Annotated in this window: 15 protein-coding genes; 4 read left to right on the top strand and 11 right to left on the bottom strand. The window is 61.5% G+C overall.

Going from position 1 to position 21,930, the window contains the following annotated elements:
* Positions 1-91 precede the first annotated feature (91 nt).
* Positions 92-964 carry an RICIN domain-containing protein gene (locus ACYU7Q_RS15130; RefSeq protein ID WP_460610278.1) on the bottom strand — a complete coding sequence of 291 codons (873 nt, stop codon included), beginning with the start codon at positions 962-964 and terminating at the stop codon, positions 92-94.
* A gap of 293 nt (positions 965-1,257) precedes the next feature.
* Here ACYU7Q_RS15130 and ACYU7Q_RS15125 point away from each other — a divergent pair, with 293 nt between their 5' ends.
* The 4 genes from ACYU7Q_RS15125 to ACYU7Q_RS15110 all read left to right on the top strand — a co-directional run bounded on the left by ACYU7Q_RS15125 (position 1,258) and on the right by ACYU7Q_RS15110 (position 5,088).
* On the top strand, positions 1,258-2,208 hold the full coding sequence (locus ACYU7Q_RS15125; RefSeq protein ID WP_460610277.1) for a family 43 glycosylhydrolase: 951 nt from the start codon (positions 1,258-1,260) through the stop codon (positions 2,206-2,208).
* Between the two features lie 47 nt (positions 2,209-2,255).
* Positions 2,256-3,218 carry a glycoside hydrolase family 43 protein gene (locus ACYU7Q_RS15120; protein WP_460610276.1) on the top strand — a complete coding sequence of 321 codons (963 nt, stop codon included), beginning with the start codon at positions 2,256-2,258 and terminating at the stop codon, positions 3,216-3,218.
* A 151-nt stretch (positions 3,219-3,369) separates the two neighbouring features.
* Positions 3,370-3,810, top strand: coding sequence for a MarR family winged helix-turn-helix transcriptional regulator (locus ACYU7Q_RS15115; RefSeq protein ID WP_460610275.1), 441 nt, complete (start codon positions 3,370-3,372; stop codon positions 3,808-3,810).
* Positions 3,811-3,831: 21 nt separating this feature from the next.
* Entirely contained in the window at positions 3,832-5,088 is a 1,257-nt protein-coding gene (locus ACYU7Q_RS15110) for an MFS transporter (RefSeq protein ID WP_460610274.1), read from the top strand.
* 46 nt (positions 5,089-5,134) lie between these two features.
* Here the strand turns inward: ACYU7Q_RS15110 and ACYU7Q_RS15105 are convergent, their stop codons facing one another.
* From ACYU7Q_RS15105 to ACYU7Q_RS15060, 10 genes are all read right to left on the bottom strand, one after another.
* Positions 5,135-7,186, bottom strand: a complete 2,052-nt coding sequence (locus tag ACYU7Q_RS15105) for a glycoside hydrolase family 127 protein (RefSeq protein ID WP_460610273.1) — start codon at positions 7,184-7,186, stop codon at positions 5,135-5,137.
* An 11-nt stretch (positions 7,187-7,197) separates the two neighbouring features.
* Entirely contained in the window at positions 7,198-9,033 is a 1,836-nt protein-coding gene (locus tag ACYU7Q_RS15100) for an NPCBM/NEW2 domain-containing protein (RefSeq protein ID WP_460610272.1), read from the bottom strand.
* A 44-nt stretch (positions 9,034-9,077) separates the two neighbouring features.
* On the bottom strand, positions 9,078-10,724 hold the full coding sequence (locus tag ACYU7Q_RS15095) for a family 43 glycosylhydrolase (RefSeq protein WP_460610271.1): 1,647 nt from the start codon (positions 10,722-10,724) through the stop codon (positions 9,078-9,080).
* Positions 10,725-10,888: 164 nt separating this feature from the next.
* Positions 10,889-12,958, bottom strand: a complete 2,070-nt coding sequence (locus tag ACYU7Q_RS15090; RefSeq protein WP_460610270.1) for an alpha-L-arabinofuranosidase C-terminal domain-containing protein — start codon at positions 12,956-12,958, stop codon at positions 10,889-10,891.
* Positions 12,959-13,015: 57 nt separating this feature from the next.
* Positions 13,016-14,716: an SLC5/6 family protein gene (locus tag ACYU7Q_RS15085; protein ID WP_460610269.1), complete on the bottom strand. Its 1,701-nt coding sequence runs from the start codon at positions 14,714-14,716 to the stop codon at positions 13,016-13,018.
* 124 nt (positions 14,717-14,840) lie between these two features.
* Positions 14,841-16,328, bottom strand: coding sequence for an L-arabinose isomerase (araA, locus tag ACYU7Q_RS15080; RefSeq protein WP_460610268.1), 1,488 nt, complete (start codon positions 16,326-16,328; stop codon positions 14,841-14,843).
* Positions 16,329-16,426: 98 nt separating this feature from the next.
* A complete protein-coding gene (locus tag ACYU7Q_RS15075) occupies positions 16,427-17,128 on the bottom strand; it encodes an L-ribulose-5-phosphate 4-epimerase (RefSeq protein ID WP_460610267.1) in 702 nt (233 codons plus the stop codon).
* Positions 17,125-18,849 carry a ribulokinase gene (locus tag ACYU7Q_RS15070; protein WP_460610266.1) on the bottom strand — a complete coding sequence of 575 codons (1,725 nt, stop codon included), beginning with the start codon at positions 18,847-18,849 and terminating at the stop codon, positions 17,125-17,127. The genes ACYU7Q_RS15075 and ACYU7Q_RS15070 overlap by 4 nt, the downstream gene beginning before the upstream one ends.
* Before the next feature lie 80 nt (positions 18,850-18,929).
* The gene (locus tag ACYU7Q_RS15065) at positions 18,930-20,126 is read right to left on the bottom strand and encodes an aldose epimerase family protein (protein ID WP_460610265.1); all 1,197 of its coding nucleotides are present in this window, start codon (positions 20,124-20,126) and stop codon (positions 18,930-18,932) included.
* 67 nt (positions 20,127-20,193) lie between these two features.
* Complete coding sequence (locus ACYU7Q_RS15060; protein WP_460610264.1) at positions 20,194-21,891, bottom strand: family 43 glycosylhydrolase; 1,698 nt, start codon at positions 21,889-21,891, stop codon at positions 20,194-20,196.
* Positions 21,892-21,930 lie beyond the last annotated feature (39 nt).

The following is a 21,930-nucleotide window of genomic DNA, read 5'->3' as shown; positions in this document are numbered from 1 at the left end:
TTCGTCGTCTTTAGGGATTTCACACCATGGAAATAAAACGAGCGAATGCCACCGGGCACTCGCTCGTTTGGCAAGTCGTGCGGATAATTGGTTATTGCTGCACAAACTGCGTCTGCTGCACGAAGCCGCCCTGGTGCAGCCGCACCAGGTACAGCCCCGGCATAAGCGGGGCATTGGCCAGCGCCATGGGGTTGCCGCCCGGCTCTAGGCTGGTAGTCTGGCGATACACCACACGGCCCATCACATCGAGCACTTCCACGGCGGCGGGCCCGGAGCGCTGGGCTTCCACGCGCAGGTTCAGGGCTTGGCCGGCGGCCAATGGGTTGGGGTAAGCCTGCAGCCACAGGCCCGAATCCACGGCGTTTTTGGTAGCCAGAGCCGTGCGCAGCAGCTGCCAGCGCTGGGCCTGCTCAAAAGCATTGTCATCGAACAGATTGACCGGCGCGCCCGGGGCGGCGCTGCCAAAACCGACCTCCAGCACCTGCGATATGCCAGCCGCGTTGGCCGAGTTTTTCAGGGTAAATTTGTAACGACCGTTGTTATTAGGGTCGGTGATGAACCAGCGTTGGGCGTCGTCGTTGCTCGTCAGCAGCACGTTCTGCTCGATGCGGGCATTGGCGGCCTTGCTCTGCCCCACGGTTTGCACATACATCACCGTGCCCCGATGCCGCAGCTTGTAGGAGCCGTCGGTTTGCAGCTCGAAGATATAGCGCTGGCCATCGATGCCATTGTCGCCCCACTGGCCAATGCTGGCCCCGGCTGTGGTCAGTCCCAGGTTCACGTCGAGACACAGCGGAGTGCCGGCGGGCACTCCATACGCCGCCGCCGAAGCATCGGCTGGCACGCCGTAATGGGTCATTTTGTAGGTCCCACCGTTGGTAATGGCGCCCTGCGCCGAGGCCGATTGGCACGCGCCCAGCAGGCACAAAGCAATGAGCGAGCTAAAAAGTACAGATTTGGTCATGGGAATTTTTTGAGGGTGATGGGTAAGATTAGTCGGCAGCGGCCAAACCGGGGAGGGCATTATCGCCAAGCGACCAGCGCCGAATGCTATGCGAGCAAATGTAGCAGAACATAAATGTAATACACAAACGATTGTGTAATTATTTTTCCTTTATTTGCAAAGCAAATCAATTCATTGTCCTGCTTACAAATCATAATGTGGCGAATCAGCGCAGTCATGCAGGTCAAATTGCACAATCGTTTATGCAATACATTTATGCAATGAGAATCCTTTTCTGCCTGACACTGCTACTGATGGGCCGACCCGTATGGGCGCAGCCCACTCCGCCGCTTATTCCCGTGCACGACCCGGTGCTCAGCCGGCAAAACGGCACGTACTACCTGTTTGGCACCGGGCCGGGCATCGCGGTCTGGTCGTCGAAGGACCGGCAGCACTGGACGCGCGAAAAGCCCGTGTTTGCCAGCGCGCCGGTTTGGGCTACGCAGGCCGTGCCGGGCTTCCGCGACAACCACATTTGGGCGCCCGATATTTCGTTTCACGACGGCCGCTATTACCTGTTCTACTCAGTGTCGGCCTTTGGCAAAAACACGTCATGCATTGGTCTGGCCACCAACAAAACGCTCGACCCGGATGCGCCCGATTTTAAGTGGGAAGACCACGGCCGCGTCATCCAGTCGGTACCGGGCCGGGACTTGTGGAACGCCATCGACCCCAACCTGATTCGCGACGAGGCCGGCCGGCCCTGGCTCACGTTTGGCTCGTTCTGGGGCGGCATCAAGCTGGTGCAGCTCCGTCCTGACCTCACCGCCCCCGCCCAGCCCGAGCAGTGGCGCACCTTGGCCCGCCGCCCCCGCGACCCCAAGCTCAACGACTCGCTGCCCGGCGATGGGGCCATCGAAGGCCCGTTCATCTTCCGGAAAGGCGATTATTATTACCTGTTTACCTCCTTCGACTACTGCTGCCGGGGGCCGCAAAGCACCTACAAAATGATGGTGGGCCGCGCCAAAACCCTCACCGGACCCTACCTCGACCGCACGGGCACCAGCCTGGAGCAAGGCGGGGGCACGCTGGTGCTGGCCGGCAACAGCCAATGGTACGGCGTGGGCCACAACTCGGTCTACACCTTTGACGGGACTGATTACCTGATTTTTCACGGCTACGACGCCGCCGACAAGGGCCGCTCGAAGCTGCGCATCGAGCCCCTGAGTTGGGACGCCGACGGCTGGCCCGTGGTCACGCCCTGAGTCGGACGGCCGTTTTTTACCGACAACTCCTTGTATTTCTTTACAATATGAAGCTACTTACCCCCGCACTGCTCCTGCTCGCCGCCACGGCCGCCGCCCAAACGCCCCCCGCTCCCACCCCGGCCGGCAACCCCATTATCCGCAACAAGTACACAGCCGACCCCAGCGCTATGGTGCAGAAGGGCACCGTGTACCTCTACACGGGCCACGACGAGGCGCCCGCCCGCCAGGAGCGCTACGTGATGCACGAATGGCTCTGCTTTTCCTCCACCGATATGGTGAACTGGACCGAGCACCCGGTACCGCTCAAAGTGTCGGACTTTGCCTGGGCTAAGGACGATGCCTGGGCCTCGCAGGTGATTGCGCGCAACGGTAAGTTCTACTGGTACGCGGCCGTGGAGCACGGCAGCATTCACGGCAAGGCCATTGGCGTGGCAGTGTCGGATAGCCCCACCGGCCCGTTTAAGGACGCGCGGGGCTCGGCCCTGATTACGCCCGATTCGACGCCCGACGACAAGATTAGCTGGGCCGATATCGACCCCACGGTTTTCGTGGATAGCAAGGGCCAGGGCTACTTATTCTGGGGCAATACGACCTGCTATTACGCCAAACTCAAACCCAACATGACGGAGCTGGACGGCCCCATCCAAGCCGTGAAAGGGCTGCCGCGCTACACCGAGGCGCCGTGGGTGCACGAGCACAACGGCTGGTACTACTTGAGCTACGCGTCAGAATTCCCCGAAAAAATTGTGTACGCCATGAGCCGCAGCCTGGAAGGGCCGTGGGAATACAAGGGCATTCTGAACGAGTTGGCCGGCAATTCCAATACCAACCACCAGGCCATTATCGACTTCAAGGGCCAGTCGTACTTCATCTACCACAACGGCGGCGCGAATGCCGACGGCGGCAGCTTCCGCCGCTCGGTGTGCATCGATAACCTGTATTACAACAAGGACGGCACGATGAAGCGCGTGGTGATGACCACGGAAGGTGTGAAGGCGGCAAGATAACCCGGATAAAAGCAAGCATTTAATGCCCTGTTGCCCACGTCCTAAGCCTAATGCTTGGGTTGTGCGCAACAGGGCGTTCTGCGTTGGCGAGCACTACAACGGGCAAGTCATGGTATATTTATTAAGTAAACTAACAAGTTTACCTGCTGATATGCCAGACCAATCTGATACCATGCACTTGGCCGCCGAGCTGCGCACCGTTGTTTCGCGGCTGGTCAAAAAGCTGCGCAGCCACTCCCAAACGCATTCTTCTTTATCGCTTACCGAGCGGTCGGTGGTGAAGCTGCTGGCCCAGCACGGGCAGCTGCTGCCCAGCGAGCTGGCCGCGCGGGAGAAAGTCACCACCCAATCCATGTCGCAGATACTGAGCCACCTGGCGGAACTGGGCTACATCACACGCCAGCCCTCGGCTACCGACAAGCGCAAGGTGCTAATTGGGCTTTCGGCGGCTGGCAAGGCGCTAATTCCCGCCGTGCACCAGGAAACGGATGAGTGGCTGCACCTGGCCCTGCAAAAAACCTGTTCGGCCGAGGAATTGGCCAGCCTGCGCCAGGCACTGCCCACCCTCGTCAAACTGGTTGATTTTGAATAGTTAGTCCCACACCATCCCTGCATGAATACGGAAATCATTCGCGCCTTCCGCAGCCGCAACTACCGCTATTTTTTCGCCGGGCAATCCTTGTCGCTGCTGGGCACCTGGATGCAGAAAACGGCCGTGAGCTGGGTGATTTATGCTCAAACGCAGTCCAAGTTTATGCTGGGCGTGAGCGTGTTTACCACGCTGTTTCCGTCGGCCGTGTTCTCGCTGTTGGGCGGCGTGGTATCGGACCGCTACAACCGCTACCGGGTGCTGCTGCTCACGCAGGTGCTTTCCATGGCGCAGGCCCTGCTGCTCACGCTGGCGGTTTATTTCAAACAGGATGCGGTGTGGGAAATCATTGCCCTGAGTGCAGTGCTGGGCATTATCAACGCCTTTGACGTGCCGGCCCGGCAAGCGCTGGTGTACGATTTGGTGGACGATAAACAGGACCTACCCAACGCCGTGGCCATGAACTCGACCATGCTGAACCTGACCAAGCTACTGGGGCCGGCCGTGGCCGGCTTCGCCATCGAACGGTTGGGGGCGGTAGCCTGCTTTGGGCTGAATGCACTCAGCTTCGTGGCCGTCATCGGCTCGCTGCTGGCGTTGCGGCTGCCGGCGTATGTGGCCCGGGTGCGCACGAAAAACATCATGGGCGAACTGGTGGAAGGCTTTCAGTACGTGAAGGATACGCCCACCATTCGCTTTCTCATCATCATGCTGGGCCTCACCGGCCTGCTGGTGTTGCCATTCACCAACATGATGCCGGTGTACGCCAAGGATATCTTTCGGGGCACCGCCACCACGTTTGGTCTGCTCGATGGAGCCATTGGCCTGGGCGGGCTAATAGCGGCGCTCTACCTGGCTGCTCTGAAACCCAGCCACGACCTGAACAAGGTATTGATGGTGAATATGTTCGTATTTGGCGTGGGGTTGGTATTGTTTTCCTACACGCCGTGGTTTTGGCTGGCGCTGCCGTTTCTGGTGGTGGGCGCATTTGGTATGATGTCGCAAACCACCATCAGCATCACACTGCTCCAGACGCTGATGCTGCCGGCCATGCGCGGCCGGGTCATCAGCATTTATGTACTGGTTTACACGGCGTCGGTGCCGCTGGGCAGCCTGCTGGTGGGCGCGGTGTCGCAGCGCATCGGGGTGCAGCCCACGGTGCTGGCCGAAGGCCTGCTGGCCCTGCTGATTGCGCTGCTGTACGTCCGCAATCTGCGTCAGGTGAAGGCCGCCGAAGCCACTCGGGCCGCCCCCGTTGTGGCCGAAGCAACAGCCGTTTAGCCTCATGGCAATGGCTGCTGCGGAGTAGCCGGGAGTCCCTGCACGCTTACTTTCCCAGCGTCACCTCCGTGGCGGAGGGCTGGCTAAGCAGGTCTACATCGGTGATGCGCTCGGGAAACCAGACGGTCATTTCGCCCTTGCCGCGGTTGGCCCAGGCGTAGTACGGGATGGCCGTGAGCGTCTGCGGCACGGTGCGGATGGCCGTGGCGCTGGCGTCTACTTCCACGGCCGGCACGGTGGCTGTCAGCGTCATCACGCCGTTGAGCAGGCCGGGCTGGAAGGCGGTGCTGAAGGCCGCGCCGGCGGGCACGATGAGGTTGCTGGTTTTGCCGTTGTTATCCTTCCATTCGGCGCAGTACACAACCGGGCCGCGCTGCAAAGCCACTTTGCCGAGGTCGTCTTTCACCTGGGCATTGGCCAGCACGCGGCGCACTTCCATGGGAAGGGTCAGGTCGATAACGTCGCCTTTGCGCCACTTGCGGGCCAGCACCGCGTAGCCGTTGCGCAGGGTGTAGGCCACGGGCTTGCCGTTAATTTTGAGCGTGGCCGCCTGGCTGGAAGGCGTGGCGAAGGTGTATAAGTCCGAGGGCATGGCCTCGTTGCGGGCCCAGCCAGGGATGCGCACCAGCAGGGTAAAATCGGCGGTGGTGGCGGGGTTCACGGTGAATTTCAGGCCGCCATCCCAGGGGTAATTGTTCTGCTGGGTGATGCCGACTTTTTGCTTGCCGATACTCAGATTGCTGGTGCCGCTCACGAAGAGGTTCACATACAAATCCCGGCCGTTTTGGGCGTAGACGTAGCCGGGCAGCGCGGGCATGAGGCGGGCCAGGTTGGTGGGGCAGCACGAACATTCGAACCAGCCCGCCCGCGCCGGTTCGGTTTGCGGGAAGCTGGCGCTGTTCTTAATCTGCATGGCATTTGAGTAGAAGAAAGACTTGCCATCGAGGCCCACGCCGGAAATCAGGCCGTTGTAGAGCACCTTTTCCATGATGTCGACATACTTGGAATCGCCGTGGAGCTGGAACATGCGCTGGTTCCAGTACACGTCGGCCACCGAGGCGCAGGTTTCGTTGTAGGCCGTGGCGTTGGGCAACTCGTAGTTGGCCCCGAACCGCTCGCCGCCGGGCACCGCGCCGGTGCCGCCCGTTACATACATCTTCTTCGTCACCAGGTTATTCCAGATGGTATCCACGGCGGCCAGCATCTTTTTGTCGCCGGTGAGGGCGGCCACGTCGGCCATGGCGGAGTAGAGATATTCGGCGCGCACGGCGTGGCCTTCGGCTTCGGTTTGGGCATATACGGGCTTATCGTCCTGCCAGTATTGGCCGTTTTTGAAGGGGTCGTGGCTCTTAGGGTCGTAGCCGGTGTATTTGCCCCGCGCATCAATGAAAAACTTCGCCGTGCTCAAGTATTCGGGCTTACCCGTGACGCGGTAGAGCTTCACTAGGCCCATTTCTACGATTTCGTGGCCAGGCGCCACGGTGCGCTTGCCGGGGCCGAAAATTGAGCACACCAAGTCGGCATTTTTGAGGGCGATGTTGAGCAGAGTTTTCTTGCCAGTGGCTTCGTAGTGGGCCACGGCCGACTCGTAGAGGTGGCCGGAGTTGTAGAGCTCGTGGCTCATTTCGCGCTCGTTCACCCAACGCTCGGGGCCGGACCAAGGGTGCGGGTGGGCGGGGTCGATGGTGCGGGCGGTGTAGAGGTAGCCGTCGGGCTCCTGGGCCGCGCCTACTTTCTTGATTAATTCGTCGACGTAGGCGTCCAGCTTGGCATCGGGGTACACGCTCATGGAGTACGAGGCGCCTTCGATGGTCTTGTAAATGTCGGTGTCGTCGAAGGGAAAGACCGTGGCAAACTTGCCCGATTTCGCCGCTGCCATCTCGAAGTTTTTCACCCGGTTGGTGGCTTCGCAGCGGGCGAAGGACGCGGGAATGGTCACGTCGGTATTGGTTTTGAGGCGCGGCAGCCAGAAGCGGTCGGTCAGCGTCACCTGAGTGAAGGGGACGGCCCGGATAGGATAATCGGCGGTGTGCTGGGCCAGGGCGGGGCGGGCCGCGCTCAACCCCAAACCCAATAGGAATAGCTTCGAAGTGCTCATAATGAATGTCGTTATTTTTTGCGGGCGGAAATGCGGTACAGCGCCGCGCCGTGCCGCCGGATATAGGGCGCAAACTCGCTTGTGAATTTACCGATTGGCCGGCCGGTCCACAGGTCAGTCACCGTCGCTTCGGCAGCCACTCCTAGTTCCTGCCGCGTCACCGCCACGCGCACCGAATCGGCGGGCGCGGGCCGGTAGGGCGGCTTGGTGAACACCAGAAAATCAAGCGTGCCGCCGGTGTTCTGCACGGCCGCCGCGTTATCCAGCGCCGCCGTGGTGCTGAAGCGCACGGAGCCCGGCGGCAAGTCGTATTCAATAATGGAATTGGCGTGGGTGCCGATTCCGGTTTCGTAGGTTTTCCCGGCCACCAGCAGCGGCGCGCCCGATACGCTTTTGTTTACCGTAGGCTTGCCCCAGCCGGCGGTGGCGCTACGCCACGGCAGCGTGGTGAGCGGAACGGATTTGCCGTCGCTGGTCAGCAGCATGGGGTTCAGCCAATCGGCGTGGTCCCAGGCAGTGCCGTCGCCGCCGTCGCGCACGTTCAGGTAGAGCTTGGCAGCACCGGTGACGTCGACTTCGGCGGTCTGGCTTGGAGTGTGGCGATTGATGGGGCTACTGGCCCAGGCGGCTTCGCGGGCGGGAGCCAGCTCTTGGTCCTGCGCGTTGAAAAGGGCCAGGAATTTGTCGCCGGTGGCGGGGTCGTCGGCGGTCCAGGTCACCAGGTCGCCGTGGCGGAAGAGCTGGCGGTTGTGGGTGCTGCTCCGGTTCACGGCCAGCACGTTTTTGTTGGTCAGTAAAGCCAGCGTGGCGGCGTCGTTGCTGGGCAAGTCGCCGCCGAACATGAGCGGCGAGCGGAAGATGCTCCACAACGTCATCAGCGTGCGCTGCTCGTCTTTGGTGAAGCGGGTCATGCGGTCGTCACCGCGCTCGGCCCGGATGCCCAGGCGGCCCAGCGGCAGCATATCCGCATCGGGAAATGCACCGGATTGGATATGCGGCGCCCAACGGTTGCAGACTTCAAAATGCTCCTTGAGCTGCTCCCAGCTGTCCCAGAAGTCGCCCACGGTGCGCCACATATTGGCATTGGCGGCCACGTGCGTAGCCTCCGCAATCGGGGTTTCACCGGGCGAGGTGCTGAACACGATTCGGCGGCCTGACTTATCGATGGCCCGCCGAATCATCTCCACTTCGGGCTTGTGGTAAGGCTCCGAGAGGTCGTCGACCTTCACGAAATCCAGTCCCCACGAAGCGTAGAGCTTGAACAGCGAATCATAATATTCCTGCGTGCCCGGTCCGGTTTTTACCGTGTACATGTCGTGCAGCCAGCGGGCCTGGCCTTCGTTCGAGTAGATATCTGCCGCCGTGAGCGTGGTGCCGAGGATGGGCAACCGGCGCTGCACCGCCACCACCGGCACCCCGCGCATGATGTGAATGCCGAATTTCAGCCCTTTGGTGTGCAGATAATCGGCCAGCGGCCTGAAGCCTTTGCCGCCCGCGGCTGAGGGGAATCGATTCACGGCCGGGACGAAACGGCCGTACTCGTCGATGTTGAAATCGGGGTTTTTCTCGTTGTAGCCGTGGGCCGTGTCGTTGCCCACGTACCAGCGGATATCCACCACCACGTACTCCCAGCCGCTGTTTTTGAGGTATTGAGCCATGTAGTCGGCGTTGGCGCGCACCTCGGCTTCGGTCACGGTGGGGCCGTAGCAGTCCCAGCTGTTCCAGCCCATAGGCGGCGTGGCGGCCCACTGATGAAAGTCAGGTTTGGGGGCAGCTTTTTGGGCAAAGGCCGGACTGCCAGCCAGAGCCAGTAACCCGGCCGCTACGACGCGGTGAATCTTATTCATACTCGAAACTGAGTAACCATGTACAGCACCAGCTATAGCAGAAATTATAGTGTCAGCAACTTGCGCGTCACCACGCCCTCGGCTGTGGCAATGCGCACCATGTATGCCCCAGCGCCCAGCCCAGCGCGGATTTCACTCAGGCCACTGCTGATTTCGCGCCGCAAAACCACCCGGCCGCTGATATCGGCCACGGTTAGCACCGCCGGCGCACCGAAGGGCAACTGCACCGAGAATGCACCGCCCGGCGCAGGGTTGGGGTAGAGCCGAATCTGGGCATCGAGTCCAGGGCGGACGGCGGTGGCGGTGCCCACGGCGGCCAAGTTCCAATGCTGGCAGGTGCAGCCGTTGTAGTCCCAGAGGCCCAGTTGCTGGCCAGCGGCGGTGGAGGCGTTGGGCACTTCCACCACCCGGTTGCCGTAGTAGGACGACAGCACGAAGCTGCCATCTGCCGAAGGCTCCAGGCGGAATTTTTGGCAATTCAGGGGCGAAGCGGCCGCCAGCGCAATGGGCGTGCCGGCCGTTTCGGCGCAGCCCACCACGTCGGCTTTTAGCCCGCTTTGCACGTTGGTGATGCCGTACACGCCGCTGCCCAAGGCCGCGAAGGTCCATTGCTGGCAGGTTTGGCCGGTGGCAGTACTTTGCACCAGGGCCTGGCCGGTGGTGGCGTTGCAGCTGGCGGCGGCCCAAAGTTTGCCGCTGTTGGAACTGGTGATGGTATAGGTACCGGGCGCCACCCAGTCCTGCGTGACGGAGGGCCAGCCGGTGGCGCCCCAAGTCAGCTTGCCGATGCCGAGCGTGGGCGGGCCGTTGGTTTTGCTGCCATCGTAATAGTGGTAGGTGAGGTAGTTGACGTTGTTTTCGGTGAATAGGCCCACCTGGCCGGGGCCGAGGTAGTTGTCGCGCCCCGTGAGGAAGTTGGTGCCGCCGCCGAGCAGCAGGTCCACACCGTTTTGGTCGAGGAAGGGGCCGTCGGGGTTTTGGGAGCGGCCCATCTGCACGTAGTAGGTGCTGGCGGTGCCAGCGCAGCAAATGCCCTTGTTGTAGAACAGGTAATAGTAGCCGCCGTGCTGCATCATGTACGAAGCTTCGTTTTCGCAGTAGGGGCTGGCGCCGGCCACATTTTTGAGCGCGGTGTTGGGCACGCGCTTGCCGGTGGCGGGGTCAATGCGGGCCATCCAGATGCCAGTGAGGTGCGAACCGAATGTCATCCAGTAGTTGCCACTGGCATCGGCAAACACGGCAGGGTCGATGCAGCCGTAGGCCGAGTTGTTATCAGAAAACACCACCATGCCCTGGTCGGTCCAGGTGCTGAGGTCGGTGCTGGTGGCCACGCCAATGGCGCAGGGCCGCTGCCCCAGCGAGCAGGAGTAGTACATGTAATAGCGCCCATTCATGAATACGCACTCCGGTGCCCAGAAATTGCCCTGGAAGCCGCTCACATACGTGTTTATCCAGCCCGGAAAGCTGCCGGCCGCAAACACTGTGGGAGCCACCGTCCAGTTCACCAAATCGGTGCTGGTAATGTGGTAAATCTGGTTGCCCGTGGCCCAGACGTGATACAGGCCGTTGCGCTTGATAATGGTGGACGGGTCGTGGGCGCCCCAGGCACCCTGCAGGGCTTGGGCCGGCGTGAGCGAGCCAACCAGCAGCCCTAACCCCAGCAGCCAGCCAGCCCAGCGCCTAGGCGACAAGAGCCGCCGCCGCCCCAAAACAGGCTTTGCCGATAAAGCAGAAGTAGAATAATTACCCATGAGCCACTGAGCTGATTGAAAAGGAGAAGGAAACCAGGCAACACAAACGATTGTGCAATAGCCCCTAGTAAAGGGGAAGGACCAGTTGGCCCCTCCCCTGCTTCTTAGCGCTTGCCCGGGATGCGCAGCACCGTGAGCGAGTTCGGGGCCAACGTGTAGCTCACCAGGGGTCCGGAAACCGCGAATTTTGATTCCTGGGGCGTGAGTTTCTTCGGCTCCTGCAGGCTGTTCTGGGTGTTCAAATCGTCAGAGGCCATCACCAGGGCGCGGCCGGTTTTGCCGAGCTTTTTGGCTCCGGCCAGGTTCACCTTCACGGCGCGGGGCGCGGTAGAGTAGTTCACCAATTTCACCACGAGGTCGCCGGCCGCATCGTCGGCCACAGCACTGGCAAAGAGGTTATCGGTGCCGTTTTTGGCACCGGCGGGCAGCTGCACGGGCAGCATGGTGGTGCCTTTGTTCTGGCTGAAAAGCTGCTGCACGTAGTAATTGACCGTGCCGTAGGAGTTCAGGTTATCGAACCAAATCAGGTTCGGCGTCCACTGCCAGGCATCGACGTGGGCGAAGAGCGGCGCGTAGGACGCCATGGCCACCACGTCGGCGTTGCGCTCCAGGCCGGTCATGAAGGCGGCTTCGGAAAGGGCGCAATCCCAGTTATTCTTGTTGTCGGGGCTGGCGATGGCCACGCTCTGGGCAGCGTACTCGCCGGCGAATATTTTGGAGCCCGTGCGTGGGTACTTGTCGTAGCGGTCCACGTGCTGGCGGAACCACTCTGGCTTGGCGTAGTAATGCTCATCGATGAACTCGGCCTTCTGCGCCCGCAGCGTGGCCGTGGCTTTGTCGAATAGTTCGCCTTCCGGCGCGGGACCAGCGCTGCTCACAATCTGCATGGCCGGGTACTTGGCCTTCAAAGCCTTGGCGAATGGCTCGTAGCGCTCCAGGTACTGCGGGCCCCACTGCTCGTTGCCGATGCCAATCATCTTCAGGTTAAATGGTGCGGGGTGACCCATGGCCACGCGCTTGGCACCCCAGGTGGAGGTGGCGGGGCCGTTGGCGAATTCCACCAAGTCCAGCGCGTCCTGAATGAAGGTATCGAGTGTGGGCTCGTCGCCCTGCCCGGCCGCGTTGGGCCCTTTGGCCGTGCTGCCGAGGGGCGCCAGCTCAGCCGAGTTGAATTGGCAGGCCATGCCCACGTTCAGAATCGGCAGCGGCTCGGCCCCAATGTCCTCCGCCAGCTGGAAATACTCGAAGAAGCCCAGCCCGAACGACTGGTAATAATCGGGCGTGAATTTGTTGATAAACTCCGTATTCCAGCGGTTTATCAGCGGCCGGCGCGAGGCCAGGTCGCCGATGGTTTCCTTCCACTGGTAGCGCTGGGCCAGGGTGCGGCCCTCCACAATGCAGCCGCCGGGGAAGCGCAGGAAGCCGGGCTTCATGTCTTTGAGCAGCTGCACGAGGTCGGGCCGCAGGCCATTTTCCCGCTTCAGGTACGTATCCTTCGGGAAGAGCGAAACCACGTCGATGTCGGCCGTGCCGGTGCCTTCCAAGGTCAGCTTGAGGCGGGCTTTGGCCACCGTCGCCGAAGGCTTGAGCACCACGCTGTACTTCTTCCACTCGCCGGTGAGGCCCGTGATTTGGGCCTGGGCCAGCGTCTGGCCCGAGCCGGCCGTTTCGGGACCACCGCCGCGACGACCGGGCTCTTCCAGCGTCACGTTCAGGGCCGAAATGCTGCCGGGGCCGCGCCGCAGGTACACGGAAAAGGTGTATTCCGCGCCCTGCTTCACGCCCATGCCACGAAAGCCTTCGTTCACGAAACCGGCATCGGGGCCCGCCGTTTTGGCGGTGAGGCGCAGGAAATGGTTATTGGCGTTGCTGATGGGGCGGTCGCCCGACACGCGGTAATCGGCCAGGCCGGCCGCGCCGCGAAGGGCTTTCCAGCCGATGAGATTGTCGTCGGTTTCAAACGACTTATTCTTCACCAGTTCGGGGTATAGCCCGCCGTCGGCAGCAAAGTTGATGTCTTCGAAAAACAGGCCGAACATATTCTTCGGCACGGCCGCAATGGGCTTGTTTACCTGCACGGTGAGGGTAGCCGGGGCCGTTTGGGCCAGGGCGGGGCCGGGCAGCAGGCCCAGCAGGGCCAAAAATGCGGGAATACTAGCGGTGGGAATTCGCATGGCATTGGGAGTTGAAAGCATTAGGAAAAAGCATCATGCTGGTTCCGTTGTAATTGATTACCAGAATTTGGTGTAGAGCGCGGTGATGAGCAGCAGCGTTATCACGATGAGTGTCAGCGTCTGCCGGCTCACGCGGAACAGGCCCGGCTGCAATTCAATGGCCCGGGCACTCACCGCCGGCCCGGCCAGGCTGATAGCCCCCATAATGGCCATGGTAAAAGCAAACGACAAGCCCATGCAAATCAGGAAGGGGATTTCGTAAGTGCCGTGGCCGGTGGGGAAGGCAGTGTAGAGCAGCGTGTTGGTGCCCAGCACGGTAGGCGCGTAGTTATTGAAAAACACCGACATCGCGAAACCCGCCAACACACCCACGATGGCCGCCGTGGCCGTGGTGCGCTTCCAGAACAGGCCCAGCAGGAAGATGGCCAGAATGCCGGGTGAAATAAAGCCCGTGTACTTCTGAATAAACTGGAAGCCGCCCTCGCCGCCGATGCCCAGCAAGTCTTTCCACGTCAGGCCAATGCTGACGATGACGGCGGCCAGAATGGTGAGGCGGCCCACCCACACCTGCTTCTTTTCGGTGGCTTCGGGGGCGAGATAGCGCTTGTAGATGTCAAGCGTAAAAATGGTCGAAATCGAGTTGACTTTGCCCGCCAGTGAGGCCACGATGGCAGCGGTGAGGGCGGCCATGCTCAGGCCTTTGAGACCGTTGGGCAGGAAGGTGAGGATGGCGGAATAGGCGTTGTCGGAGTTGAACGCGCCGGTGCTGGACATTTCGGTCTGCAAGCTGCCGTTTTTGTAGAGCACGTAGGCGGCGATGCCGGGCAGCATCACGATGACCGGCATCATCAGTTTCAGAATGCCGGCAAACAGGATGCCGGTGCGGGCGGTGTGCAAATCGGCCCCGAGGGCGCGCTGGGTGATGTATTGGTTGCAGCCCCAGTAGTTCAGGTTCACAATCCACTGCCCGGCGAGGTACATGGCGATGCCGGGCAGGGACAGGTATTTGTCGATTTCCGGTTGCGGCGTGGCGGCCGTTGGCTTCGGAAAAATCATATGGAAGTGGTCGGGCGCTTTGGCCATCAGCGCGTTAAAGCCCGATAGCGCGCCGCCGCCGAGGCCAAACTTGGTACTCACCAGACTCAGGGCAATGTAGGTGGTGACCAGGCCGCCCACCACCAGCACCACTACCTGCACCACGTCGGTGTAGCCCACCACCTTCATTCCGCCAATCGAAATCAGCAGTGAGAAGATGGCCAGCAGAATAATGATGGTGTGGAAGCTCTCGCCGCCCACCAGATTGCTGAGCGCCAGTGCCCCGAGGTAAAGAATGGACGTCAGATTCACCAGCACGTAGAGAAAGAGCCAGAAGATGCTCATAATCAGGCTCAGCGTGGAGTTGTAACGCTGCTCCAGAAACTGCGGCATCGTGAAAATCTTCTCCTTCAGAAACACCGGCATGAAAAATACGGCCACGATGATGAGCACGATGGCCGCCACCCATTCATACGCCGCCACCGCCACGCCCACTTTGAAGCCGGAGCCCGACATGCCGATGAACTGCTCGGCCGAGATGTTGGAGGCAATCATGCTGGCGCCGATGGCCCACCACGTCAGCGAGCCTTCGGCCAGAAAGTAGTCTTTAGTGCTCTGCTCGGCCTTTTTCTTGCTCCGGTAGATGTAGTAGCCATAAGCCGACACGCCGACGAGGTATACCAGGAAAACCAGGATATCGAGCGTGGTAAGGGAATTGCGCATTCGCGAGGGTATGGGGTGGGATTTTGAAGGAGTTTTTGAACCGTTGGGGCAGGGCTTGTCCCTGCCCGTCGTTGAACGGTTTCGTTAAGTCGGCACAGACAACCGGGCGGGGCAAGCCCCACCCCTACCCGCGAAAGGCTACTTCGTTGTAGCGCAGTTCGTTTTTGAAGGTCCGCAGCTTGGTATCAGCATCGATAATCACGAACTCAATGCCGGCCATTTCGGCGAAATCTTCCAGGTATTCGGCGGTCAGGTTCTGGCTGTAGCCGGTGTGGTGGGCGCCGCCGGCCAGAATCCAGGCGGCCGCGCCGGTGGCCATGTCGGGCTTGATTTTCCAGAGCACGCGGGCCACGGGCAGCTTGGGCAGGTCGGCGGCCGGGAGCACGGCTTCTACTTCGTTCACGATGAGGCGGAAGCGGTTGCCCAGGTCCACGATGGTGGCATTCAGGGCCGGGCCGGCGGGGCAGTTGAACACCAAACGGGCGGGGTCGGCCTTGCCGCCGATGCCCAGCGGGTGCACTTCCACTTTCACCTTGCCGGCGGCGATGGAGGGGCAGATTTCGAGCATGTGCGAGCCGAGCACCTGCTCGTTGCCGGGCTCAAAATGGTACGTATAGTCCTCCATAAAGGAATTGCCGCCGGGCAGGCCGGCGCCCATCACCTTCATGGCGCGCACCAGGGCCGAGGTCTTCCAGTCGCCCTCGCCGCCGAAGCCGTAGCCCTCGGCCATCAGGCGCTGGGTGGCGATGCCGGGCAGCTGGGCCATGCCGTGCAGGTCCTCAAAGGTGTCGGTGAAGCCCTTGGCGCCTTTGTCCTGCAGGAATTTGCGCATGCCAGCCTCGATGCGGGCGGCTTCGCGCAAAGAATCACGCTTCGCACCACCGGCTTGCAGGTCGTCGGCCAGCTCGTATTCTTTCTCATAAGTGGCCAGCAGTTCGTCAATCTGGCTGTCGCTCACCTCGTTCACCACGGCCACCAGGTCGCCGATGCCGTAGGTATTCACCTCGTAGCCGAACTTGATTTCGGCTTCCACTTTGTCGCCCTCGGTCACGGCCACGTAGCGCATGTTGTCGCCGAAGCGGACGAATTTCGCGCCCTGCCAGTCGGCCCAAGCCGTAGCCACGCGGCTCCAGATGCTCAGACGCTCGTGCACGGCTGCGCTCTGCCAGTGGCCCACCACCACCTTGCGCTTGATACCCATGCGCGCGCCGATGAAGCCAAACTCCCGGTCGCCGTGCGCGGATTGGTTGGTGTTCATGAAGTCCATGTCGATATCGGCCCACGGAATGTCGCGGTTGAACTGCGTGTGCAGGTGCGCCAGCGGCTTTTGCAAAATTTTCAGGCCGTTAATCCACATTTTCGCAGGAGAAAACGTGTGCATCCAGGCAATCAGGCCCACGCAGTTTGCAGTCGTGTTGGCCTCCTGCATGAGCTTGTAAATCTCCTGCGGCGTTTTCAGAATGGGCTTGTAGACGATTTTGATGGGCAGTTTGGTGCCCAGCTCCCGGGCGATTTCTTGGGAGTGGCGGGCCACTTCTTCGAGGGTTTCGGGGCCGTAGAGGTGCTGGGTGCCGGTGATGAACCAGGCTTCGTAGTGCGAAATGTCAATCATTGTTTTGGGTGGTCTGTAGCGTGGACTCTGCGAGTCCGCGCATGGGTGGTTGGATGGGCGGGTGGTGCAATGCGCGGACTCACAGAGTCCATGCTACATCAGGACTGCCCGTAGTAAGAATTCACGCCGTGCTTGCGCTCGTAGTGCTTGCGGATGAGGGCATCTTTGAGGCGCGGCACTTCGGGCCGCAGGGTGCAGCTGAGATAAGCCATGCGGGCTACTTCTTCGAGCACCGCGCTGTTGTACACGGCTTTCTCCACAGTCTTGCCCCAGGTGAAGGGCGCGTGATTGGCCAGCAGCACCATTTCCACTTCGGTGGGCGAGAGGCCACGGCGCTGGAATTCGTTCAGGATTTGCCAGCCGGTCTGGTGCTCGTAGTCGCCGGCAATCATGGCGTCTTCCATGGGTGGGGCGCAAGGCACGTCGACGGTGAGGTGGTCGGCGTGCGTGGTGCCGAGGATGGGAATATCCAGTTGGGCCTGGGCCCAGGCGGTGGCGTAGGTGCTGTGCGTGTGCACGATGCCGCCGATGTGCTCCCAGTGGCTGTAGAGCACGGCGTGGGTTTTGGTGTCCGACGAAGGCCGCTTCTCCCCCTCCAGCACGTTGTTGGCGAAGTCGAGAATAACGATGTCCTCGGGCTTCAGCAGCTCGTAGGGCACCCCGCTGGGCTTGATGGCGAACACGCGCTTTTCGCGGTCGACCACGCTGGCATTGCCGAAGGTGAAGAGCACCAACCCGAGCTTGGGCAGCTGCATGTTGGCCTCGTAGCAGGCTTGTTTCAGGGTTTGGTATTGGCTCATGCGGTGGTGATGGCAGCGGTTTCGGGTTCTACAACGGGTTCGGCCGGGCCGCTTGTCGCACTTTCCACGAAGCGGCCGAAAGCCTGGTATTGCGCGTAGCGGGCCGCGTAATCGGCCACGCGGGCAGGGTTGGGCAGGTAAGTTTCGGCGAAGCCGGAACCCATGGCTTTCTGCGCCGTGGTCACGTCGGGCTGAATACCGGCGGCTACGGCCGCGTACATGGCCGCACCCAAAGCCGGGGCCTGTTCCGAAACCGCTATTTTGATGGGCCGGTCGAGCACGTCGGCCAGCGTCTGCATCACGAACTGCGACTTCTTGGCCACGCCGCCAATGCCGATAACCTGCTTCACGGGAATGCCTTCGGCCTCAAACCGCTCCACAATCTGCTTCGAGCCGTAGCAAATGGCCTCCACCAGCGCCCGGAAAATCTGGGGGGCGTTGGTGCCCATCGTCAGATTCATGATGGCGCCTTTCAGGGCCTGGTTGGCGTCGGGCGTGCGGCGGCCATTCACCCAATCCAGGGCCAGGACAGCGCTTTCGGCGGGGTCTACGGCAGCGGCGGCTTCGCTGAGCTGCACCAGTAACGCGTCGCTCATTTCCTCGCGCAAAGCCGCTTGCAGCTCCGGCGTGAGGACTTTGGAGTGCTGCAGCACATTCTGCAGCGGCCATTCCACAATGTTGCGGAACCAGGCCAGCAAATCGCCGAAGGCCGACTGCCCAGCCTCCAGGCCCAGCATGCCCGGAATAACGGAGCCATCCACCTGCCCGCAGATGCCGGCCACGAGGTGGTCCCCAACTTCGGCCGTGGGCGCTACCACGATATCACAGGTCGAAGTTCCCATCACCTTCACCATCGAATAGGCTTCAATTTCGCCCGCAATGGCCCCCGCGTGGGCATCAAAAGAACCCACCGCCACCACGGTATTGGTAGTCAAACCCAGGCGTTGGGCCCATTCCTCAGAAAGATGGCCGGCAACCTCATCAGAGGTGTATGTTTTGGTGAATAATCGATTGTGTAAACCGGCCAGTTTTGGTTCGAGGTGCTGGAGAAACTGCTCGGAGGGCAGGCCGCCCCAGCTTGCGTGCCACATGGCCTTGTGGCCGGCGGCGCAGCGGCTGCGCTTGAAGGTGGCCAGGTCGCCACCGGTGAGCAGAAGAGTCAGCCAGTCGCAGTGCTCCATCCAAGAGTAAGCGGCCGCGGCAACGGCCTCATCCTCGCGCAGAACGTGCATAATTTTGGCCCAGAACCACTCCGAAGAGTAGATGCCGCCCTCGTATTTGGTGTAGTCCTCGCCCCCCCAGGTGCGGGCTTTGTGGTTGATTTCGGCGGCTTCGGCCAGGGCCGTGTGGTCTTTCCAGAGCACGAACATGGCGTTCGGGTTATTCTCGAAACCGGGCGTGAGGGCCAGAGCCACGCCCTGCGCGTTCACGGGGCCGGGCGTCGAGCCGGTGGTGTCCACGGCCAGGCCCACAACCTGGGCGGCGGGCACGTGCTGGGCCACGCGGCGCACCACGGCCTCCAGGCCCTCGATGTGGTCGAGCGGGTGCTGGCGGAACTGGTTGCGCGTGGGGTTGCAGAACTGCAGGGTTTTCCAGCGGGCGTAGGGATGTACGGCCTGGGCTACTTCGGTGCCGGTGCGGGCATCCACCAGCAGGGCGCGGACGGAGTCGGTGCCGTAGTCGATGCCGATAACGTAGGCGGGAGTCGGGTTGGGTTGCATGAGTATAGTAGCGCGGACTTTTGGTCCGCGACAGAATAGTATGGTTAATCAGGCATGGACTTAAAGTCCGCGCTCCTCTTCTACTTCCGCACGCCGAACGTGTAGGTGCTGGTGGTGTGGTAGGTTTCGCCCGGCCGGAGGATGGTGCTGGGGAATTTGGGTTCGTTGGGCGAATCGGGGAAGTGCTGGGTTTCGAGGCAGAAGCCGGCGTGTAGGCCGTACACGGTGCCGCCTTTGCCTTTGAGGCTGCCATCGAGGAAGTTGCCGGTGTAGAACTGGATGCCGGGCTGGTCGGTGGTCACCTCCAGAGTGCGGCCCGAGGCGGGGTCGTACACGGTGGCGGCGGGGTGCTGGCCGGTTTCGGTGTTCAGTACCCAGTTGTGGTCGTAGCCGCCGGGCACCTGCGCAATGCGCTCGCCGATGGCGTGGGGCGTGGTGAAATCGAAGGGCGTGCCTTTAACGGGGCGCAGCTCGCCGGTCGGAATCAGGCCAGCATCCACCACCGTGTAGCGGTCGGCGGGCAAGGTCACTTCGTGCTTGAGAATGTCCTTGCTCACGCCGTGGCTCAGGTTGAAATAGGCGTGGTTGGTGAGGTTGACGGGCGTGGCCTTGTCGGTGGTGGCGGTGTAGTCGATGCGCAGGGCGTTGTTGTCGGTCAGGGTGTAGACCACCGTAACCTGCAGGTTGCCGGGGTAGCCTTCTTCGCCGTCCTTGCTCAGGTATTTCAGGGTCAGGGTCTGGCCATCGGGCGAGGTGCCGGGCGTGGCCTCCCAGATTTTCTGGTCGTAGCCCACTTTGCCGCCGTGCAGCGAGTTGGGGCCATTGTTCACGCCCACTTGATAGGCTTTGCCGTCGATGGTGAATTTGCCCTTGGCAATGCGGTTGCCGTAGCGGCCGATGAGCGCACCGATGTAGGGATTGGCCTTGCGGAAGGCCGGGCTCTGGTAGTCGCTCACGTTATCTAAGCCGAGCACGACATCGCCCATTTTGCCATCCCGGTCAGGCATCACTAGGCCCACGAGGGTGCCGCCGTAATTGGTGATGGTGGCTTTGGCGCCCTGCTTATTGGTGAGGGTGTAAAGTTGAACTTCGGTGCCGTCGAGGGCTTTGCCGAAAGAGGCGGACGTGGGCATGGTGGCAGCTTTCGTTTGGGTGGAATCGGCGGCCGGAGCCGTCGTGGTGGATTGCTCTGCCGATTGGTGAGACCCGCAGGCGGCCAGCAACAGCAGGCCGGGCAATGTTACGGCCAGCAGCCCGGAACGACGAAATGAAATCATGGAGTGAGGTGGGAAATGAATGGGGACGTGAAGGTTAAAAAAGCAGCGGCGGCAACTCTCCTGCTCCCTACTGAACGGCAATTTTTTGGGTAGCCACGGCCGCGCCGCGCTGCACTCGCACAAGGTACAGGCCCGCAGCCAGCGGCGTGGTTACCAGCAGACTGGTTTGCTGTGCACTGTAGTCCTGTCGGTACACCAGCTGACCATGTAAATTAAACACTGCTACCGAAGGCGCATCCAGACCATTATTGGCCTCCAGGGCCACGGCGAAGCCGCTCGGCCCCGCTGGCACCGGATAGATGCTCAGGCCCGGCAGCAGCTGGCTAGCGGCAGTGCCTAGTGCGGTGCTAACCAGATTCCAGTGCTGGCAGGTGCAGCCGTTGTAGTCGAACAGGCCCAGCTGCACGCCGGCATTGGCCGAAGCAAACGGTACCTCCACCACGCGGTTGCCATTGAGGGAGGCGAAGGTGAGAGTGTTGTCGCTGGCGCGGTCGAGGTGGTACTGCTGGCAGTCGTTGGCGGCGTAGGGGCTGAGCTGGAGCAGGGCCCCGTTGGCATCGGAGCAGTTGGCTACGCTGGCGGCCTGCCCGCCCTGGGCGCTGGTTATTTTGTAGTCGCCATTGCCCAGGGCCGTGAAATCCCACTGCTGGCAGGGCTGCCCGGTGCGGGCAGCCTGCGTGATGGCCGGGCCGCTGGCGCAGCCGGCGGCCCACACCAAGCCGTTACCAGGCGTGGCAATTTCGTATCGGCCCGGGCGTACCCAATCGCGGCTGACTACAGGCCAGCCCGCGGCGTCCCAGGTCAGCTGGGCCAGGCCCAGCTTGGGCGCACCGGCATCGTAGCCGTCGTAGTAATGGTGTGAGAAATAAGTGCTGCCGTTTTCCTCGAAGATGCCGGTGTGGCCCGGCCCAATGTAGCGCCCGGAGGCGTTGAGCAGCAGCGTGCCGCCGTTGTTGTTCAGGTCGGCCCCGGTTTTATCGAGAAAGGGGCCGGTGGGCGAAGCCGAGCGCCCCACCTGAATGTAGTAGGTGCTGCTGGTGCCCTGGCAGCAGGTGCCCCGGTTGATGAACAGGTAGTACCAGCTGCCGTGCTGCTTCACGTAGGAGGCTTCTACACCACCGTTGGCCACGGCGGCCTGCGTAGTGCCCAGCGGCTTGCCCGTAGCAGCATCGAGCTGCGTAATGCGGATGCCTCCGAAAAAGGAGCCATACGTGAGCCAGAGATTGTTGCTGGCATCCCGGAAAATGGCCGGGTCGATGGCATTTACCGGGCTGGTGCTGGTGGTCGATATCACCTCCCCTTCGTCTACCCAGCGGTAGTTGGGGCTGGTGGGGTCCAGCGTAGCATTGGTGGCCAGGCCGATGGTCGACACCTTCGAGCCAAACGTAGAGCAGGAATAGTAGAGGTAATATTTGCCGTTCTGATACACGCACTCCGGGGCCCAGAAATTGCCGGTGAAGCCCGGCACTTTCGTGTTAATCCAGCTAGGGTAAGCGTTGTTAACAAATAATGCCCGCGGCCCCGGCGTCCACTTCACCAGGTCGGTCGAATACATGCTGTAGATGCCCTGGCCGGTGGCGAATACCCAATAGGTATTGCCGCTTTTAACGATGGTGGACGGGTCGTGCACGCCCAGCGCGCCCTGGAGGGCATGGGCGCGGGGCGGGGCCCAGCCCAGCGCCAGCAGCAGCCACAGCAGCAGCCAGCGGCGGCGCGGCGCACCTGCGCTTATTTTATCATTCATCAAGTGTAGCGTGGGCATCATGGGTGGGTTTGGCAAAGAGGTTTGAGAAGAGCAGCACGC

This window comes from Hymenobacter terrigena, from assembly GCF_054776515.1.
Note: the sequence above shows the minus strand (reverse complement) of the source record. Positions and strands in the feature narration are given on the sequence as shown.

Coding starts and splice junctions, on each gene's coding strand:
- ACYU7Q_RS15130 (WP_460610278.1), bottom strand. CDS start 964: ATGACCAAATCTGTACTTTTTAGCTCGCTCATTGCTTTGTGCCTGCTG.
- ACYU7Q_RS15125 (WP_460610277.1), top strand. CDS start 1,258: ATGGGCCGACCCGTATGGGCGCAGCCCACTCCGCCGCTTATTCCCGTG.
- ACYU7Q_RS15120 (WP_460610276.1), top strand. CDS start 2,256: ATGAAGCTACTTACCCCCGCACTGCTCCTGCTCGCCGCCACGGCCGCC.
- ACYU7Q_RS15115 (WP_460610275.1), top strand. CDS start 3,370: ATGCCAGACCAATCTGATACCATGCACTTGGCCGCCGAGCTGCGCACC.
- ACYU7Q_RS15110 (WP_460610274.1), top strand. CDS start 3,832: ATGAATACGGAAATCATTCGCGCCTTCCGCAGCCGCAACTACCGCTAT.
- ACYU7Q_RS15105 (WP_460610273.1), bottom strand. CDS start 7,186: ATGAGCACTTCGAAGCTATTCCTATTGGGTTTGGGGTTGAGCGCGGCC.
- ACYU7Q_RS15100 (WP_460610272.1), bottom strand. CDS start 9,033: ATGAATAAGATTCACCGCGTCGTAGCGGCCGGGTTACTGGCTCTGGCT.
- ACYU7Q_RS15090 (WP_460610270.1), bottom strand. CDS start 12,958: ATGCGAATTCCCACCGCTAGTATTCCCGCATTTTTGGCCCTGCTGGGC.
- ACYU7Q_RS15085 (WP_460610269.1), bottom strand. CDS start 14,716: ATGCGCAATTCCCTTACCACGCTCGATATCCTGGTTTTCCTGGTATAC.
- araA (WP_460610268.1), bottom strand. CDS start 16,328: ATGATTGACATTTCGCACTACGAAGCCTGGTTCATCACCGGCACCCAG.
- ACYU7Q_RS15075 (WP_460610267.1), bottom strand. CDS start 17,128: ATGAGCCAATACCAAACCCTGAAACAAGCCTGCTACGAGGCCAACATG.
- ACYU7Q_RS15070 (WP_460610266.1), bottom strand. CDS start 18,849: ATGCAACCCAACCCGACTCCCGCCTACGTTATCGGCATCGACTACGGC.
- ACYU7Q_RS15065 (WP_460610265.1), bottom strand. CDS start 20,126: ATGATTTCATTTCGTCGTTCCGGGCTGCTGGCCGTAACATTGCCCGGC.
- ACYU7Q_RS15060 (WP_460610264.1), bottom strand. CDS start 21,891: ATGATGCCCACGCTACACTTGATGAATGATAAAATAAGCGCAGGTGCG.